We start from the raw sequence: 18119 nt of genomic DNA, 5'->3' as shown, positions 1-18119 counted from the left end.
CTGGGGTTTGAGCGGGGGAACGCAGGGAAGGGCTTTTGCGCGAAGGATCGTTCGCGAATGCGTACAGATTTCGCCAGCCGGGGCACGGTTTTTTGTGGGAGCGAGCCTGCTCGCGAAGACGATATCCCTGTCACAGGGTTCTTGACTGACAGACCGCTTTCGCGAGCAGGCTCGCTCCCACAGGGATAGTGTCGTCAGAGATGGTTCTGTTCAGTCAGCCGCTGCACCGCCAGCCGCCGATAGTGCGACGGCGTCATGCCCTTGAGTTGCTGAAAGCGCCGGTTGAAGTTGGAAATATTGTTGAAGCCCGACTCGAAGCACACCTCGGTCACCGGTTTGTCGCCATCGGCCAGCAACTCACAGGATTTGCTGATGCGCAGGCGGTTGACGAACTCAATGAAGTTGCGCCCGGTCGCCTGTTTGAACACTCGGCTGAAGTAAGTCGGCGTCATGCCCAGATGCTCGGCCACTTCCTCCAGTGAAATGTCCCGGGCGTAATGGCTGAAGATGTAATCGACCGCGCGGTTGGTGCGGTCGATGTTATGTTCGTCGGCCAATTGCGGGGTGGTGGCACCGGACAACAACTGGAAGTCATCACTGGCCGCGAGCAATTCCATCAGGATGAAAAAATGCCCGAGGCGAGTGATGCCGGTGCTGTCGGCGATCCGCTGCATGAGCGTCATGGCCTGACGGATCGTGCGCTTGCAGCGGAATTCGATGCCGTACTGCGCACGCTCGAGCAGTGGCGCCAGGGTTTTCAACTCAGCAAACACCTGATGGCCGCTCTCGAACAGTTCGTCGGTGAAGTTGACCAGCATGTCGCGCTTCTCGACCACTTCGTCTTCGGCGACCTGACTGATCCAGTTGTGCGGCAAGTTCGGACCGGTCAGAAACAGCGTCTCGGGATAGAAATTACCGATGTAGTCGCCGATGAACACCTTGCCGGAGCTGGCGACGATCAGGTGCAGTTCGTATTCCTTGTGGAAATGCCAGCGCACCAGCGGGCACGGAAAGCCGTGCTGGCGATAGATGATGGATAAACCGTTATGGTCATCCATCAACTCGTAAGAGGGGTCGGTCACGCGAGCGGTTCGAGTCATGACGGGGCACTTTTTTATTATTGCTGCGCGATGATGCCTCGTTTTCCGACATTTGTGCCACTTCCACCTGATCGTGGCTGGGTACCGCGCTTAGCTGGGCTTGTCGTGAGCCTTTTGCAAGTTGGCCATTTGGCAAAAGCGCACAATGTTCGAGTTTTTGATGAAATCGAAATTGATGATATTGCACTTGCGCGCCCAGTCGGTCTTACCTGGGTCAAACCATTCGTCAAGGCTGTCGAGGATTCGCTGAGGTCCACCGAGGGTGAAGCTGGTTGCCGATAATGACCATGGGCGGCGTGTGCTGACGGGGTTGCTTAGAACACCTTTGATATAGCCATGCAGATCCGTGGTGTTGACTTGAGTCTGCCCGATCCATTTGTGCTGGATCGGACTTTCGAAACGGGATTCCTGCGTTTCCCAGGTCATCGGCGCGGCCACCATGATGCGTTGCAATGGATTGATGGCTTTGAGCTGGCCAAGTGTCAGATGCAGGTTTTCGGTGGGAATGATTCGCTCCCCAAGCTGTTCCAGCAAAGCTGATTTGAATTGCGCATGATTGAATGGGTCGTTGACGCTGGAAAGTTCATGAAAGTCGAGAACGATAAATTCATTCCGGCTCCGTTCCTGAAATCCCTTCAGATCCCTGACGAGGTCTTCAAGAGTTCGCGAAGAGGTATAGCCATTGTGATGGAAGCGAAATCTCCCCAGATGGTTTGCCTCGCTGTTGTAAATGAGGCGCAGGTCAAGTGCGCGAGCACCGCGATTCAATTGCGAATAAAAGGACACGTCCTGACAGGCAAGCCAGTTTTTGCCGGGAATCAAAGCGTAGGAGGCTTCCCAGTCACACCCGGCGTTATGTGCGCCGGGCAGGGTCATCTCGAATAACGAAAGTTTGTCGAGTAGTGGAGAATCAGCCATCCATTGATGACTTTGAAAAGTATCTTGGTCTTGCATGTTGAACATCCTGCCAGATCGTTAATGAAAGTTTTGCGCGCAGGATGGTTATAGGCATATTCGGTTTATCGCGATAGTTTGCTTTCAATGCAAGTCGTGTATGGGCTGTGACTACCGCTCCGTAGAATGTAACTGGTTCTTGGCTTCAATCCATTGAGCCATGTATTGGGTACTTTTGAGCGTGTGATGACGCAACATGGCACCGGTAAAGTTGTCGTTTCTAAGTTGTGCCAAATGTTGTCGGCAATCGTTGATCCTGTTGATGAGAAGAGGGCCGTGCACATTGCGCTGGTAGCGTTGTTGCAACAGTGCTTCAGCCAGAACCTGCGCCTGCTGCCAGCGTGACGGATCTTCGTGCAACTGCACCGCCTGTTCGGCAAACGTGTTCGCGTCAAGGACAACCGCTCCGGGCCAGGGACTGTCGCCGTGCATGCCTTCGGCGCCAGTCGGTGTGGTCACACTCGGGGTGCCGCAGAGCATGGCATCGACCAGTTTGCCCTTGATTCCCGCGCCGAAGCGCAGTGGCGCGAGGCAGACCCGTGCTGCAGACATCACCTCAAGCGCATCTTCGGCCCAGTTCATGATGTGAAAACCTTGAGCCGGGTTGTGCAAAGCAGTCGCCTTGGGGGGCGTGTAGGCCCCGTAGATGTGCAGTTGCGCGCGTGGCAAGCGCGCGCGGATCAACGGCCAGAGGGTGGTTTTCATCCAGAGCACGGCATCCCAGTTCGGCGCGTGGCGGAAGTTGCCGATGCTGAGGAAATGCGCGCGCTCGGCGAAACCACGCGGCGCCGTGGCCGGAATATCTATCATCAACGGACACCAGTGCAGAATCTGGCGGGGCACGCCGAACTCCTGCACCAGCAAATCGATTTCGACTTCGGAAATCATCAGGTTCAGGTCGCAACGATACAGCGCGGCGATTTCCCGTTTGGCCAGATCGGTACCCGCCATCAGCTGGAATTCTTCGTGCAATGCCGGGGAAAACAGTTCGCTGAAATCAGTCTGTTCGTCGTTGCTTTTGAGCCGGTCCTTCAGGCGCAGATGGCGCGCATGACGCAGACTTTGCAGATCGGAGGTCTCCAGAATACGAAGGGCATCCGGGCAGTTTTTTTCCACACGCCAGCCAAACTGTTCTTCCATCATGAACTGGTCGAACAGCACGATATCCGGTACCAACTCGCTGATGAACGTATCGAAACTGCTGTTGTTGAGCTCGATCGGTACTTCGCGAATGCCCAGCGATACGAGGTCAGCCTTGTGTTCACCCGGGCCGGCCGGGCTGCTGAACGTGATGTCCCAGCCTTGCTCGAGAAACGTTTCGAGGATCTGCATGACATGCCCGCTGGCCGCCGACGAACGCGGTTCTGGCCAGACGTAGCCGATGACCAGAACTCTGGTGGTACACGAATGACTCACGACTGATCCTCTGACCCATGGAAAAAAGGGCGCAATTAAACCACAGCGAAGTGATTGAAATGCACCCTGTAGCCCTTTCACCGCCGATCGTTTGCGCGTTCAGCTGACCGGTTTGGCGAGATTTAGCAGCAGCGGCCCTTTCAGGAACTTGCCAGCAGCGGTCTTGCTCACGGCATATTCGATAGTCTTGATATTGAAGCTCAATATGGCCGGGCGGGTGTGCGCTTGATCGAGCAGGGACACCGCAAGCATGTAGGACTCCGCATTGGCCAGCGCGGGGTGATTCTGGACCAGTTTCGGCAGACTCGCCTTCATCTGGTCGAACTGGACGAAACCCGGTCGGTACGCCAGCGCGTGGTGCGGATTGATCAGGTTGTCCGGGTGAGCCTTTCGCGCATCTCGGGCCAGCTCCAGCAAACCGACCGCATCGAATTCCGCATGATACAAATCGGGGTACACCTGGCCGTAATACAGATCAAGGGTGTCCGGGCCACCGTGGGACATTTCATGGATGAGTACGTCGGCGACGCTACCGTCGTCGTAGCGGGACAACTTGTAGAACTCATCGAGATTGTCCGGGTAGATCGAAAGAAACTTGCCGGCGGATTCATCGATGGTCTTGCCGGTGCGCAGCGCCGTCTTCCAGCGCTTGTAGGCCGGTGGCGACAGCGATGCAATCACGCCGGGTTGATGCGGGCGGAAGGTGACGTTGCTGAAACTGATCGATTCCAGATCCCTGCGCATGGCGCGCAGGTGCTTGGACACATGTTCAACCACTTCATCGGAATCATTGCCGAACACATGCCTGAGCACTGCGGGAATGTCGTCGTTGGAGGACAATTCCATCAGCGCGCTGATGGAATTGTCCAGCTTGCTGCGCGCCACGGGAATGGCTTTTTTCAGATAGCCACGGGTGTAACTGAACGGCTTGAAGCGGCCGAGCAGACGCTTCAACGGTGCGAAGTTGCCCAGGTCGAGTAGTTTCAGGCGCGGGCCCCAGGCACCGCCGGTGCGGATGTTCAGCGCGTGCCAGTGCTGGTTGCGCTCGAGCACCGCGATATCGACTCCCTCGCCAAGCGCATCGACCCCTCGCCACGTCGCCTGATACACATCGCGGGTGGGGGAGAGCCTGATCCAGTCATGACCGTCGGCGCCATGCATCAATCTCCTAAATTGCACGCTGGCGGTGTGCGCGGCATCGAGCGCGCTGGCTCCGGCAAACACGACGCCGCGCCTGGCCAGTTGAAAGCCTTTGCGGGCGAGGGCGGGCACGCCATCGAGCGGGTTGGCCAACGACACCGCCGCACGAGCGACAGCTTTGGCGACTTTCAGCAGTTTAAGGGTGGTCGACCCGGTCTTGGCGAGGATGCTCGCTGCCGACGCGCCAAGACCAACCAGCAGGCCGATCACCGACAGGCCATCCAGAACGCAGCCACCAATACCTTCGGAGACGCGGTCGGTGCGTCCGGAGCGGATGTCTTCAACGCATTGTTTGAATGGCACGATGACGTTGATTGCCAGGTTTTCGATGGTTTCCCTGGTGGTGCGCCATTCTTCCAAACCGTTGCGCACATCCAGTGCTGCATACAACTCTTCGCGGCTGGCGACAGGATGGTTGTCCAGCACGCACTCGGCGATCGCATCCAGTTGCGCTGAAAAGAACAGCGCAACCGCCCGCACATCAGTCGCGTCGAGTTGCAACTGCCAGAGCTTTTCCACCACCACTTTGGAGGTCATGCCCGGGCGTGATTCGCTGCCCTCGCGATAGGCGGCGTAATCAAGAGGCCACTGGCTCGCTTTGTTCTTGTCCTGGAAGTCGTACTTGCTACCGGTATACGAGAGGGTCGGACGTTGATGGATGAGGCCGGTGCTTTGCAACTTGAGCGCCAGATCGGGGCGCTCGCGACAAACGCCGCGCAACGTGAACAGCTCGTAAGCGCGGATTTGATCACCGTTGCCGCAGCAGAGAATGATCCCGTAACGCCCATGGGCTTCATCCCGCTGGATTTGCGTTTCCTGATTCGGATTCAGCGGATTGACTTCTTTGCGGACGGTGTAGAGGGTTGTTTTGCCGCGGGTCAAGGCGAGGCGATCGTCCTCCGGCATTTGCGTGATCGCCATTTTGATCAGGGACGACAAGCCCTCGCGCACGTTCCGGTAGTAACCATCGAATGCCTGATCAAACAGTTGCGACGGCGATTGCAGTTCGCCGAGGCGGGCAAAGGCACCGGCTGGAGCGCGGAAACTGTCGCGGGGCTTGAATTTGTCCGAGAGTTTTCCGTTTTCGACCAGGTCCCCGGAAAGGTACAGATCGAGAATCGACAGGCGCAGGCGCAGCAGGCCGTTGATTGCATATTCGTTGTTGCCGGTGGTGCTGGCGAGCAAATCCCAGAACTCGCTGAGAATCCCCGCCGGATGCGCAGCCTTCAGACCTTCCAGCCAGCTGCGCTCTTCGAAACTGCTCAAATACTTTATTTTGAAGGTTTTCTGTTCAAGGTAGGGACCGGCGGGCATGACCTTTTCCAGCGCTTGCAAGGCGATTTTGCGCCGGTCGGGGGGCGTAGCGGACAAGCCGGTTTCAGACTGGGCAAGGGCCTGCATATAGCGCGAGAAATAAGCGGTAGCCTTGATCACCGCAGCGTTGTCGTAGTCTTTGGCACTGCGGTACGAGATGACTCCGTTCAAAACCGCCCAGTCCACCACCGCCGGGATTGCCACCGCTTCGTACAATTTGTCGAGGTCAGTGGAAACACCTGTCAGCTCGGAAAATGCCTTGATTTGCGCAAACGTCATTGCTCGGCAGCTGCCTGGCGCGAGGTGTTCGATGACGGCAGCGGTCTGGCGCGCTGTTACCCAGCCAGGCTTGTCCAGCGTCAGCCCGGGCGGGATTTGCGCAATCAGCAGCTCCGGTGCCGCACCCGCCAGTAACAGATGCGCTGCCAGTGGCGCGTTGTGCGCCTCGCTCAGGCCGACGTCAACCAGATGCTGTTCGAACAGGATGCGTACTTCGGCCGCGCTCCGTGCGCTATTGGCCGGTTGATAGAAGTCATAGCCGGCGAGGAGGGGCTGATCGGAGCGCAATTGCATGTCGATGATCAGCGCAGCCAGGACTATCTCGTCGAGCTGGCGATCGCGGACGGCTGGATCATCGGCCTCCAGATGCCAGCCAAGCCGCTCGTGCAACGTGACCCCGAGTGCGCGAGCAGTCTTCCGACGCAGGAAGTTTTGCAGAAACTTGTCCGCATGCTCGCGTATATCCTGCGCCGGGATCAGGTTGAAGTTGGCGAACGCCACTGCCTGCAAAAGGCTTGTCGCACCTCGGGTCAGCTCATGCACGGTCTGGGTGATGACGTGGCGTTCTGCGATCGATAAATGAAACGGTGAGGATTGATCGGCGTGGAGCAACTCGTGGTAGTCGCCCAGGATGGGTGGTTCAGGCAGTTCGAAGACAAGCCACTCAATCAATACCCTGGTTTCGCCAAGCGTTGTCGGCAAGTTATAACCGTGAAAATTCAACCATTGCTCTATGCCGATCACTTCACCGGAATAAATAACGCCGCCAGTGTCCTCTGCCAACTCGGCGAGCATGTCGAGCTCTTCGCTGAATACGCTTGTTTCTTCACTATCAAAGGCAACGCTGAACCGATGGGATTCAAATTCCGAATCATAAACAATAAAAAGCCTGGACTCGGTGTTGACCCCCAGCTGCATGTCATCGGCATATGAGTGTTTGCGCAGTAATTGTAAAAAAGCAGGCGCGTTGATTATCTCTTTGAAGACGTTCCGTGCTGGTTCGCAACGTTCGTCAAAGCTGCTGCCGACGACCCGAGGCATGAAACGATCTTGCACATTGAATACTGTACTGGAGGGGCGCGAGGCGCTTGCCGCATAGCTGCCGACGGAGACGTGAAGCTCGGTTGCTGCAATCGCCTCGGTCAGTGCCCGGGCCATTAGCGCGCGTTCCTGTTTGTCATACGCGCTGCGGTCGACGGTGACAGCCACGTCGGCTGAAATGAACTTCATGGGCTCTATCCTGAATTTATTGAATGGTGTTTGGCAAACGTTCCGTTATTTGCATGACGGGGCCAAGGATTACTCAGGATAGAGCTGGCAGGTTAAGTGATGGCAGTATTAGTTAGTTGCTGATTGTTTTTGGATGTGACAAGTTGCATCCGCGACGGGCAGCTATCAGGTTTATTTCAGAATGCTTTTAACTTTGTCGCGCAATTGGTCAATAGAGAAGGGCTTGCCAATGACCTGCATATCGCTGGGCACATCAATAGTCTCGGCATAACCGCTGGCGAACAGGATGGGCAGAGCAGGGCGCAGCTGACGGGCCCTTTGAGAGAGTTCGCGGCCATCCATGCCAGGCAGGCCGTGGTCGGTCATCATCAAATCGATGGCGTTACCAGAATCCGCAAGAATCGCAAGCGCCTTGCCGCCGTCTTCAGCCTCCAACACGGTGAATTCCAGCTCCTCCAGCACATCCACGATGAGCATGCGCACGATGTCGTCATCTTCTACGACAAGGATAGTGGAGGCATTGGCAGACATGGCAGGACTCTCAGAAAAATGAAATCGGGGGATACCGGGCAAGCGAATTTTGCCGGACTCTTGCATGAGTAAGTGGCGCATAGCCACAAGTTCCCGAGCTGATACAAAAAAGAACAGGTCAGTGCGGTGCGGCAAGGATAACCGTTGGCGTCGTCCAATGCGCAGGCGTGTGTAGGAAAATGCCATCATTTGTGTGAGAAAAATGGATCCATGGCGGGGTTTTGGGGCAAACTCTCGGGTTTTCAACAGTTCGACAAGGCTGCCCCATGTCCTCTCCGTCCTCGGTTGATGAACAACGGTTCCGCAAACTTCTGAGTCGCAACGTCAGCCTGCCGCTGGGCGTCGGCGTGCTCAGTGCGGTGTTTTTCGTCTCGCTGATCACTTATTTACTGTCGGTCATCCAGTGGGTCGAGCACACCGACCGGGTGATCAATAACGCCAATGAAGCGGTGAAACTCACCGTTGATCTGGAAACCGGCATGCGCGGCTATCTGCTCAGCGGTGACGAGCACTTTCTCGACCCGTACGAAGTTGCCAAGCCGCGTATCGAGGTCGCTCTCAATACGTTGCTTGAGCTGACCGCCGATAATCCGGTGCAGACCGATCGCCTGCGCCGTTTGCAAGCCTTGCAGGTGGAGTGGGCCAACTACGCGCAGTCGATGATCGATCTGCAGCGCAGCAGTGGCGACTATCGCGGCGCGGTCAAGGCCGGGCGGGGCAAGCGCCTGACCGATGAGATCCGCAAGCAGTTCGAGGACGTCATCGAGACCGAGCAGGTGCTGCGCGCCACGCGTAACGAAGACGTGCGCCGCACCACGATCTGGAGCATCACCCTTTACCTGATCTTCATCGTTGGCATCAGTGGGTTGCTGGCCTACATCGGCCGCCGTGATCTGCTCAACCTGTCGACCAACTACAGCGCCAATCTGGCTGCGCAGCAGGCTAGCGCCGAACGCCTTGAAAAACAGGCGTGGCTGCGCAACGGCCAGACGCAACTGGCCGAGCAGGTACTGGGGCAGCTGACACTGAACCTGCTGGGGCGCAACATTCTGCAATTCTGCGCGCAATACCTCGGCACTGCCGTCGCCGCGCTTTATGTGCGTGAAGAACATGGCGGCCTCAAGCGCGTGGCGACTTATGGTTTCTCCCGCGAGCAGGAAGAGCTCAATCAAACGATCTACAGCGGCGAAGGCATCGTCGGCCAAGTCGCAGAGCAGGCACGCCTGATCCGTCTCGACGCGGTCCCGGGCGACTATTTCAAAGTCAGCTCAGGTCTCGGCGCAGGCCTGCCGCACAGTGTGCTGGTGGTGCCGACCAGCGATGACGATCGGGTTAATGGCGTGATCGAGCTGGGTTTCCTGCGTCCGCTGTCCGAGCGCGACATCGAACTGCTGGAGCTGATTGCCGGCAACATCGGCACCTCGATCGAAGCGGCGCGCTACCGTCAGCGTTTGCAGGAAGTGCTCGCCGAAACCCAGCAGCTCAATGAAGAGCTGCAAGTGCAGCAGGAAGAGCTGAAGACCGCCAACGAAGAGCTGGAAGAACAGTCGCGGATTCTCAAGGAATCCCAGGCGCATCTGGAAACCCAGCAGGTGGAGCTGGAGCAGACCAACGAGCAGCTCGCCGAGCAGCGCGACGCGATGGACAAGAAAAACACCGAGCTGAATCAAGCGCAGATTCAGCTCGAAGAGCGTGCCGAAGAACTGCAGCGCTCGAGCAAGTACAAGTCCGAATTCCTCGCCAACATGTCCCACGAGCTGCGTACGCCGCTGAACAGTTCACTGATTCTGGCCAAGCTGCTGGCGGAAAACCCGCAGCAGAATTTGTCGGCGGAACAGGTCAAGTTCGCCGAATCGATCTACTCGGCCGGCAACGATCTGCTCAACCTGATCAACGACATTCTGGATATTTCCAAGGTCGAGGCCGGCAAGCTCGAAGTGATCGCCGAAAACACCCGTGTCGATCGACTGGTCGACGGCTTGCGCTCGATGTTCGAGCCGTTGGCGGCCGACAAGAAACTGGCCTTCAGCGTTGACGTTCAGCCGGACGCACCGGGCTTGCTGTTCACCGACCGTCAGCGTCTGGAGCAGGTGATCAAGAACCTGCTGTCCAACGCGATCAAGTTCACTGAGCACGGCGCGGTCAGCTTGACCATTACCGCGCAGCCGAACGATCACATCGCCTTCAGCGTCAAGGACTCCGGTATCGGTATCGCTGCAGATCAGCAGGAAAGTATTTTCGAGGCGTTCCGTCAGGCGGACGGCACCACCAACCGCAAGTACGGTGGCACCGGCCTTGGCCTGTCGATCTCGCGGGATCTGGCGACGTTGCTGGGCGGTTCGATCAGCGTCGACAGCGTACCGGGGCAGGGCAGCACGTTCACCCTGGTGTTGCCGCGTCAGTATCACGAGTTCGGCGAAACGCCGGCCGCGCCGCTGACCTTTCACCCGACACCTGTGACGCCTGCGCCAGTCGCGGTTGCGGTGCCGGTGGCATCAGCGATTCCTGCGGTCATCCCGCGCTTCGCCGATGACCGCGACAAGGCGCCGTTTGCCACTCGTTGCATTCTGGTGGTGGAGGACGAGCCCAACTTCGCTCGCATCCTCTATGACCTCGCCCATGAGTTGGGCTACATGTGTCTGGTCGCCCACGGCGCTGACGAAGGTTACGACCTGGCCCGCGAATTTGTCCCGGATGCGATCCTGCTCGACATGCGCCTGCCGGATCATTCCGGTCTGACCGTGCTGCAACGCCTGAAAGAACGCGCCGAAACCCGGCACATTCCGGTGCACGTGATTTCCGTGGAAGACCGCGTCGAAGCCGCCATGCACATGGGTGCGATCGGCTACGCAGTGAAGCCGACCACCCGCGAAGAGCTCAAGGATGTGTTCGCCCGTCTCGAGGCCAAGCTGACACAGAAGGTCAAACGCGTGCTGCTGGTCGAAGATGACGATCTGCAACGCGAAAGCATCGCGCGGCTGATTGGCGACGAAGACATCGAAATCACTGCCGTCGGCCTGGCCCAGGACGCCCTGGAATTGCTGCGCACGACCATCTACGACTGCATGGTCATCGACCTCAAGCTGCCGGACATGCTCGGCAACGATCTGCTCAAGCGCATGTCCACCGAAGACATCTGCTCGTTCCCGCCGGTCATCGTCTACACCGGGCGCAACCTGACCCGGGACGAAGAGGCTGAACTGCGCAAGTATTCACGCTCGATCATCATCAAGGGCGCGCGCTCGCCAGAGCGGTTGCTCGATGAGGTCACACTCTTTCTGCACAAAGTCGAATCGCAGCTGTCCCATGAACGGCAGAAGATGCTCAAGACCGCGCGCAGCCGCGACAAGGTCTTTGAAGGTCGCAAAGTGCTACTGGTGGACGACGATGTGCGCAACATCTTCGCCCTGACCAGCGCGCTGGAACACAAAGGCGCAGTCGTGGTGATCGGCCGTAATGGCCGCGAAGCGATTGAGAAACTTCATGAAGTCGAGGACATCGACCTGGTGCTGATGGACGTGATGATGCCGGAAATGGATGGCTTCGAAGCCACCATGGAAATCCGCAAGGATCCGCGCTGGCGCAAGCTGCCGATCATCGCGGTGACGGCCAAGGCCATGAAGGACGATCAGGAGCGCTGCCTGCAAGCGGGCGCCAACGATTACCTGGCCAAGCCCATCGACCTTGATCGTCTGTTCTCGCTGATACGTGTGTGGTTACCGAAAATGGAACGCATCTAGTGGAACGCAGCAGTCCGGCCGAGCGCAACAGCGAGATCGAATTACGCTTGTTGATCGAGGCGATTTACCTGAAATACAGCTACGACTTTCGCGACTACTCCGGCGCTTCGATCAAGCGCCGGGTGCAGCACGCGCTGAGTCAGTTCGAGTGCGCGACCATCTCGGCCCTGCAAGAGAAAGTCCTGCACGACCCGACGGCGTTCATGCAGCTGCTGCAACTGCTGACGATTCCGGTCAGCGAGATGTTCCGCGATCCGTCGCACTTCCTGGCGATCCGCAACGAAGTGGTGCCGCTCCTGCGTACCTATCCATCGCTGAAGATCTGGATCGCCGGATGCAGCACGGGCGAGGAGGTCTATTCGATGGCGATTCTGCTGCGCGAAGAAGGCTTGCTCGACCGCACGATCATCTACGCCACCGACATCAACCCGCGCTCGCTGGAGAAGGCCAAGCAAGGGATTTTCTCCATGGAAAATGTCCGCGCCTACACTGCCAACTATCAGCAGGCCGGCGGTCAGCGTTCGTTTGCCGATTACTACACCGCAGCCTACGGCTACGCGATTTTCGACAAGAGCCTGTGCGAGAACGTGACATTCGCCGACCACAGTCTGGCCACCGACAGCGTGTTCTCCGAAACCCAGTTGATCTCTTGCCGCAACGTGCTGATCTACTTCAACAAGAAGCTTCAGGACCGGGCGTTCGGGCTGTTCCATGAATCGTTGTCGCATCGCGGCTTTCTGGTGCTGGGCAGCAAGGAAACCCTGGATTTTTCCAACTATTCGAACCAGTTCGAGGCGTTGGTCAAACAAGAACGGATCTACCGCAAATCATGAACGACACCCCGAGCCTGCCTCGCATCGAGGCCGTCGTGATCGGCGCCTCCGCAGGCGGTGTCGAGGCGTTGCTGACCCTGCTCGGGCCATTACGCAGAGGCTATGTGCTGCCGATCATCATCGTTCTGCATCTGCCGGAAGAGCGCCGCAGTCATCTGGCCGAAGTGTTCTCCCGCCGTGTGGCGATGCCGGTCAAGGAAGCTGAAGACAAGCAGGACATTGAAGCCGGCACGGTGTATTTCGCTACGCCCGGTTATCACTTGTCGGTCGAAGCGGACCGCAGCCTGTCGCTGAGCCTGGAGGATCGCGTGCATCATTCGCGGCCGTCTATTGATTACCTGTTTGAATCGGCCGCTGACGTTTACGGCGAGACACTCGCCGCCGTCCTGCTGACCGGCGCCAATCAGGATGGCGCGCGCGGGTTGGTCTGCGTAAAGCACTGCGGCGGCCTGACCATTGTTCAAGACCCCGAGGATGCACAAGTCGCCACCATGCCCCAGGCTGCACTGAACGTTCTGCAGCCGGATCATGTCCTACCCATTCACGGCATCGGCCGTCTGCTAGTCGAGCTGGAACGAATCGCATGCTGAGTAATATCCAAGCCAAACTGTTGATCGTTGACGATCTGCCAGAAAACCTGCTGGCGCTGGAAGCGCTGATCAAGCGCGAGGATCGCACGGTCTACAAGGCTCTGTCGGCGGACGAAGCACTGTCGCTGCTGCTGCAACACGAATTCGCCATGGCCATTCTCGACGTGCAGATGCCCGGCATGAACGGCTTTGAACTGGCCGAGTTGATGCGCGGCACCGAGAAAACCAAGAACATCCCGATCATCTTCGTCAGCGCCGCCGGCCGTGAACTCAATTACGCGTTCAAGGGCTATGAAAGCGGTGCGGTGGACTTCCTGCACAAGCCGCTGGACATTCATGCGGTGAAGAGCAAGGTCAACGTTTTCGTCGATCTGTATCGCCAAAGCAAAGCCATGAAGCAGCAGGTCGAGGCGCTGGAGCAGGCCCGACGCGAGCAGGAAGCGCTGCTGCAACAACTGCAAAGCACTCAGCTTGAGCTCGAGCAAGCGGTGCGCATGCGCGATGACTTCATGTCGATCGTCGCACATGAGGTGCGTACGCCGCTCAACGGGCTGATTCTCGAAACCCAGCTGCGCAAGATGCACCTGGCCCGGGACAACGCCTCGGCGTTTACGCTCGACAAGATGCAGGCGATGGTCGACCGCGATGAGCGGCAGATCAAAAGCCTGATTCGCCTGATCGAAGACATGCTCGATGTTTCGCGAATCCGCACCGGCAAACTGTCGATCCGCCCGAGTCGTTTCGATCTGGTGCAGTTGGTCGGCAACCTGTTGCAGAACTTCGCCTCGCAAATGGAAGCGGCTGAGACCAGTGTTTCCTTTGAAGCGCCCGAGCCGGTCGAAGGTTGCTGGGACGAGTTCCGCATCGAGCAAGTGGTATCCAATCTGCTGACCAACGCCTTGCGTTACGGTGGTCGCAGCCCGATTCAGGTGCGCGTCTATCGCGAAGGTGACGAGGCGCGGGTCGAAGTTCAGGACCACGGCATCGGCATCAGCGCCGAGAACCAGAAGCGTATTTTCCAGCAGTTCGAACGGGTGTCCGCCAAGACGGTGGTGGCCGGGCTCGGGCTGGGTCTGTTCATTTCCGAGCAGATCGTCGCCGCCCATGGCGGCTCCATCGTCGTCGAAAGTGAAATCAACGAAGGCGCCCTGTTTCGCGTTTGTCTGCCGATCCAGGAAAACGGCATATCCGACGCAACCTCTGAGTGACCACACGGTCGTATCAGCAGCTATTGACCGAACATAGGCTTCCCATGAGCGTAGATGCGCAAGATGTAGTACTCGTCGTCGAAGACGAACCGGTTATCTTGATGGTCCTGACAGATTACCTGTCAGGGCAGGGCTATCGCGTGTTGCAAGCGGAAAACGGCGAGCAGGCTTTCGAGATCCTCGCCAGCAAACCTCACCTGGACATGCTGATTACCGATTTCCGCCTGCCGGGCGGAATCTCCGGCGTGCAGATCGCCGAGCCGGCAGTGAAACTGCGACCGGACCTGAAAGTGATTTTCATCAGCGGCTACCCGCAGGAAATCCGTGAAACCGGCAGCCCGATCACCAGCAAGGCACCGATCCTCGAGAAACCATTCGACTTGGATGTGCTGCAGGAAAAGATTCAGGAATTGCTGGCCTGATTAAAACGACGGGCGCCGTAACCCCAATCACGGCGCCCGTTGTTTTAGCTATTGATCATCTCGCGCACCTTGGCGGTGAGCAGATCAAAGGTGAAAGGCTTGGTGATCATCTGCATCCCCGAGTCGAGGAAGCCACCGCGCACCGCCGCGTGTTCGGCATAACCGGTGATGAACAACACTTTCAGACCTGGTCGGTATTGCCGACCGACCTCCGCCAGTTGCCGACCGTTCATCCCCGGCAGACCAACGTCACTGATCAGCAAATCAATACGTTGCGTCGAATTTAGAATCGGCATGGCGCCATCGGCATCACCGGCCTCCACAAACGCGTAACCCAACTCACTGAGCACGGCGCTGACCAACACGCGCACAGCCGGATCGTCTTCGACGATGAGTACGGTTTCGCCATCCATCGCATACGGAGCCTGCTGCGAATCCGACACGGGAATTTCTACTTCCTCACCACGGAAACGCGGCAGGTAGAGTTTTACGGTGGTGCCTTGATCGACTTCGCTGTCGATCGACACATGCCCGCGTGACTGCTTGCTGAATCCATAGATCATTGACAATCCGAGACCGGTGCCCTGGCCGATCGGCTTGGTGGTGAAAAACGGATCGAACGCACGGCTGACCACGCTCTGCGGCATGCCGCTGCCGTTGTCAGTGACGCTGAGCATCACGTAATCGCCCGGCTCCAGATTGCTGTAAGCGGCAGTGAAGTCGCGATGCAGGACCTGATTGCTGGTTTCCACCACCAGTTTGCCACCCTCGGGCATCGCATCACGGGCATTGATTACCAGGTTGAGCAGGGCGCTCTCGAGTTGATTGGGATCGGCCTCGGCAACCCAGAGGTTGTCGTCCAGGCGCATTTCCAGATGAATGCTTTCATTGAGGCTGCGTTGCAGCAGCTCGCCCATCGACAGCACCAGCGTGTTCATCTGCACGGCTTTCGGGTCGAGCGATTGCCGGCGGGAGAACGCCAACAAGCGGTGAGTCAGGCCGGCGGCGCGGTTGGCGGAGGTCACGCCTAGATCGATCAGACTGTCGAGGTCTTCGGTGCGGCCTCGGGCCAGACGCCGGCGCAGCAGTTCCAGGCTACCGATGATGCCGGTGAGCATATTGTTGAAGTCGTGAGCAATGCCGCCAGTAAGTTGGCCGACCGCTTCCATTTTCTGCGATTGGCGCAACGCTTCTTCGTTGTGGCGAAGTTGTGCGGTGCGCTCTTCAACCTGTTGTTCGAGGGTTTCCAGCGTCGATTGCAGGCGGCGTTCGCTTTCACTCAGGTCGATCAGCCGATCGCGCGCTTCATATTGTCGTCGCCGCCCACGCAGGGCGGCGGAGACCAGACTGACCAGCGTCGCGGGATGGAAGGGGCGCTCGAGAAAAGTCACGTTGCCGAGCAGGGTGCTGAGACGCGACGGCGGCCCTTGTTCATCGCCGCCATGATGAGTCAGCAGCACGATTGGCATGTCCGACCACGCGGGCTGCTGGTCAAGGTAGGCGATAAGTCCTTCCAGTTCCGGTCCGCGCAACGCTTCAGCAGCAATCAGCAGCAACCCGGCACCGACCTCCAGTTCCGTGCACAGAGCGCCGAGATTCGGCGCCACCATGCCGCCGTAACCGGCTTCGTTGAGAATCATCAACGCGATCTGGCTGTCACGACCCATGGGCGCCAGCACCAGCACCCGCTCGGCCAACGGCGTGTTGACCGTCACAAGCTTTCATCCTCGAGCAATGGATTGCTCGCTCCCATATAAGTCGGCACGCCACGCAGCACGCCCTGGAAGGATTCCAGCGGTTGGCCGATGGTCATGCCACGCGAGGAGATCCGGTATTCACGGATGGTCGACTCGTGGTTGCCGGTACGTTTTTTGATAATCGAGATCGCCCGGCGGACTTTGCCGAGGGCTTCGAAGTAGCGCAACAGAATCACCGTGTCGGCCAGGTAAGTGATGTCGACCGGCGCCTGCATATCGCCCACCAGACCGTGCTGGGCGACCGTCATGAAAGTCGCCGCGCCTTTGCGATTAAGGTACAGCAGCAGCTCGTGCATGTGCAGCACCAGCGCGTTTTCTTCCGGCATCGCCGCTTGATATCCGTTAATGCTGTCGATCACCACGGTTTTGATACCCAGCTCATCGACGCAACGACGCACGCGATGGGACAACTCACCGGGAGACAATTCGGCGGCGTCTACTTGTTCGATCAGCAGGTTACCGGTGGCCTGCAAGGCTTTGAGGTCGATGCCCAGATGACGCATGCGTTCGAACAGCAGGCCCAGCTCTTCATCGAAAATGAACAGCGCGGCTTTTTCGCCTCGGGCCACCGCTGCGGCGGCGAAGATCATCGAAATCATCGATTTGCCGGTACCGGCCGGGCCGAGAATCAGCGTGCTTGAGCCGGTCTCGATGCCGCCGCCGAGCAGGGCGTCCATTTGCGGGATGCCGCTGGACAGCTGCAGACGTGGGTAGTCACCGCGATGTTCCGCCGCTACCAGGCGTGGGAAAACATGGACGCCGTCGCCCATGATGGTGAAATCGTGGAAACCGCCACGGTATTTCTGCCCGCGATATTTGACCACTCGTACCCGACGACGCTCGGCGCCGTAGCTTGGCGTCAGCTCTTCAAGGCGAATCACGCCGTGGGCGACACTGTGCACGGTCTTGTCGAGGGACTCGGTAGTCAGGTCGTCAAGCAGCAGGACGGTGGCGTCGTAGCGCACAAAGTAATGCTTGATCGCCAGAATCTGCCGACGATAGCGCAACGAGCTCTGCGCCAGCAGACGGATCTCCGAAAGGCTGTCGAGCACTACGCGGGTCGGTTTGAAGCGTTCGACAACTTCGAAAATCTGCCTGGTCGCCTCGCCCAGTTCAAGGTCCGAGGAATACAGCAGGCTTTGCTGATGCTCGGCATTGAGCAGGCTTTCCGGCGGTGTCAGCTCGAAGATCTTGATGTTTTCGTTCAGCTCCCAGCCGTGGGAGAGCGCACCTTGACGCAGTTCTTTCTCGGTTTCCGAGAGAGTGATGTACAAGCAACGTTCCCCGGCCAGCGCACCGGCGCGGAGGAAATGCAAAGCCACGGTGGTTTTGCCGGTCCCGGGTTCCCCTTCGAGCAAAAACACATGGCCGCGAGACAGGCCACCGGCAAGGATGTCGTCCAGACCTACGATGCCGACGGCGGCCTTTGCACTGATCAACTCGTTTGATGTAGTCAAAAAACGCCCTCTTATGACTAGGGTAATTCGGCGGCTGGCTTAAGTGAGCCGCCTGAATAACTTGACCTCAGGGCATGTTCACGGTTCC

General features: G+C 58.2%; 12 protein-coding genes. 5 read left to right on the top strand and 7 right to left on the bottom strand.

Annotated elements, in window-relative coordinates; translation table 11 throughout:
- Nucleotides 1–194: 194 nt before the first annotated feature.
- The 5 genes from ND528_RS21215 to ND528_RS21195 all read right to left on the bottom strand — a co-directional run bounded on the left by ND528_RS21215 (nt 195) and on the right by ND528_RS21195 (nt 8024).
- Nucleotides 195–1100 (bottom strand): AraC family transcriptional regulator, encoded by a 906-nt coding sequence (locus ND528_RS21215; protein WP_137213696.1) that lies wholly within the window; start codon nt 1098–1100, stop codon nt 195–197.
- A 90-nt stretch (nt 1101–1190) separates the two neighbouring features.
- Complete coding sequence (locus tag ND528_RS21210) at nt 1191–2054, bottom strand: PI-PLC domain-containing protein (protein WP_263471174.1); 864 nt, start codon at nt 2052–2054, stop codon at nt 1191–1193.
- A gap of 111 nt (nt 2055–2165) precedes the next feature.
- A complete protein-coding gene (locus ND528_RS21205) occupies nt 2166–3470 on the bottom strand; it encodes a glycosyltransferase (protein WP_263471173.1) in 1305 nt (434 codons plus the stop codon).
- Between the two features lie 99 nt (nt 3471–3569).
- Nucleotides 3570–7493 carry a hypothetical protein gene (locus tag ND528_RS21200; RefSeq protein ID WP_263471172.1) on the bottom strand — a complete coding sequence of 1308 codons (3924 nt, stop codon included), beginning with the start codon at nt 7491–7493 and terminating at the stop codon, nt 3570–3572.
- A 171-nt stretch (nt 7494–7664) separates the two neighbouring features.
- Nucleotides 7665–8024, bottom strand: a complete 360-nt coding sequence (locus ND528_RS21195) for a response regulator (RefSeq protein WP_137213693.1) — start codon at nt 8022–8024, stop codon at nt 7665–7667.
- A gap of 266 nt (nt 8025–8290) precedes the next feature.
- On the opposite strand from ND528_RS21195, the gene ND528_RS21190 reads away from it, so the two are divergent.
- Genes ND528_RS21190 through ND528_RS21170 form a run of 5 tightly spaced genes read left to right on the top strand, consistent with a single transcriptional unit; the run spans nt 8291 to nt 14817 of the window.
- Nucleotides 8291–11764: a response regulator gene (locus ND528_RS21190; protein ID WP_263471171.1), complete on the top strand. Its 3474-nt coding sequence runs from the start codon at nt 8291–8293 to the stop codon at nt 11762–11764.
- On the top strand, nt 11764–12597 hold the full coding sequence (locus tag ND528_RS21185; RefSeq protein WP_041480257.1) for a CheR family methyltransferase: 834 nt from the start codon (nt 11764–11766) through the stop codon (nt 12595–12597). The genes ND528_RS21190 and ND528_RS21185 overlap by 1 nt, the downstream gene beginning before the upstream one ends.
- Nucleotides 12594–13187 carry a chemotaxis protein CheB gene (locus tag ND528_RS21180; protein WP_130911311.1) on the top strand — a complete coding sequence of 198 codons (594 nt, stop codon included), beginning with the start codon at nt 12594–12596 and terminating at the stop codon, nt 13185–13187. The genes ND528_RS21185 and ND528_RS21180 overlap by 4 nt, the downstream gene beginning before the upstream one ends.
- Nucleotides 13181–14395 (top strand): hybrid sensor histidine kinase/response regulator, encoded by a 1215-nt coding sequence (locus ND528_RS21175; protein ID WP_130911312.1) that lies wholly within the window; start codon nt 13181–13183, stop codon nt 14393–14395. Before ND528_RS21180 ends, ND528_RS21175 begins: the two co-directional genes overlap by 7 nt.
- Nucleotides 14396–14439: 44 nt before the next feature.
- A complete protein-coding gene (locus ND528_RS21170; RefSeq protein ID WP_016774860.1) occupies nt 14440–14817 on the top strand; it encodes a response regulator in 378 nt (125 codons plus the stop codon).
- 44 nt (nt 14818–14861) lie between these two features.
- Here the strand turns inward: ND528_RS21170 and ND528_RS21165 are convergent, their stop codons facing one another.
- Nucleotides 14862–16532, bottom strand: coding sequence for an ATP-binding protein (locus ND528_RS21165; RefSeq protein WP_130909876.1), 1671 nt, complete (start codon nt 16530–16532; stop codon nt 14862–14864).
- Nucleotides 16529–18031 carry an ATPase domain-containing protein gene (locus tag ND528_RS21160; RefSeq protein WP_024013082.1) on the bottom strand — a complete coding sequence of 501 codons (1503 nt, stop codon included), beginning with the start codon at nt 18029–18031 and terminating at the stop codon, nt 16529–16531. The genes ND528_RS21165 and ND528_RS21160 overlap by 4 nt, the downstream gene beginning before the upstream one ends.
- Nucleotides 18032–18119: the final 88 nt, after the last annotated feature.

This window comes from Pseudomonas mercuritolerans, from assembly GCF_025706525.1.
In the GTDB taxonomy this organism is placed as follows: domain Bacteria; phylum Pseudomonadota; class Gammaproteobacteria; order Pseudomonadales; family Pseudomonadaceae; genus Aquipseudomonas; species Aquipseudomonas mercuritolerans.
This window is presented reverse-complemented; position numbering and strand designations above follow the sequence as displayed.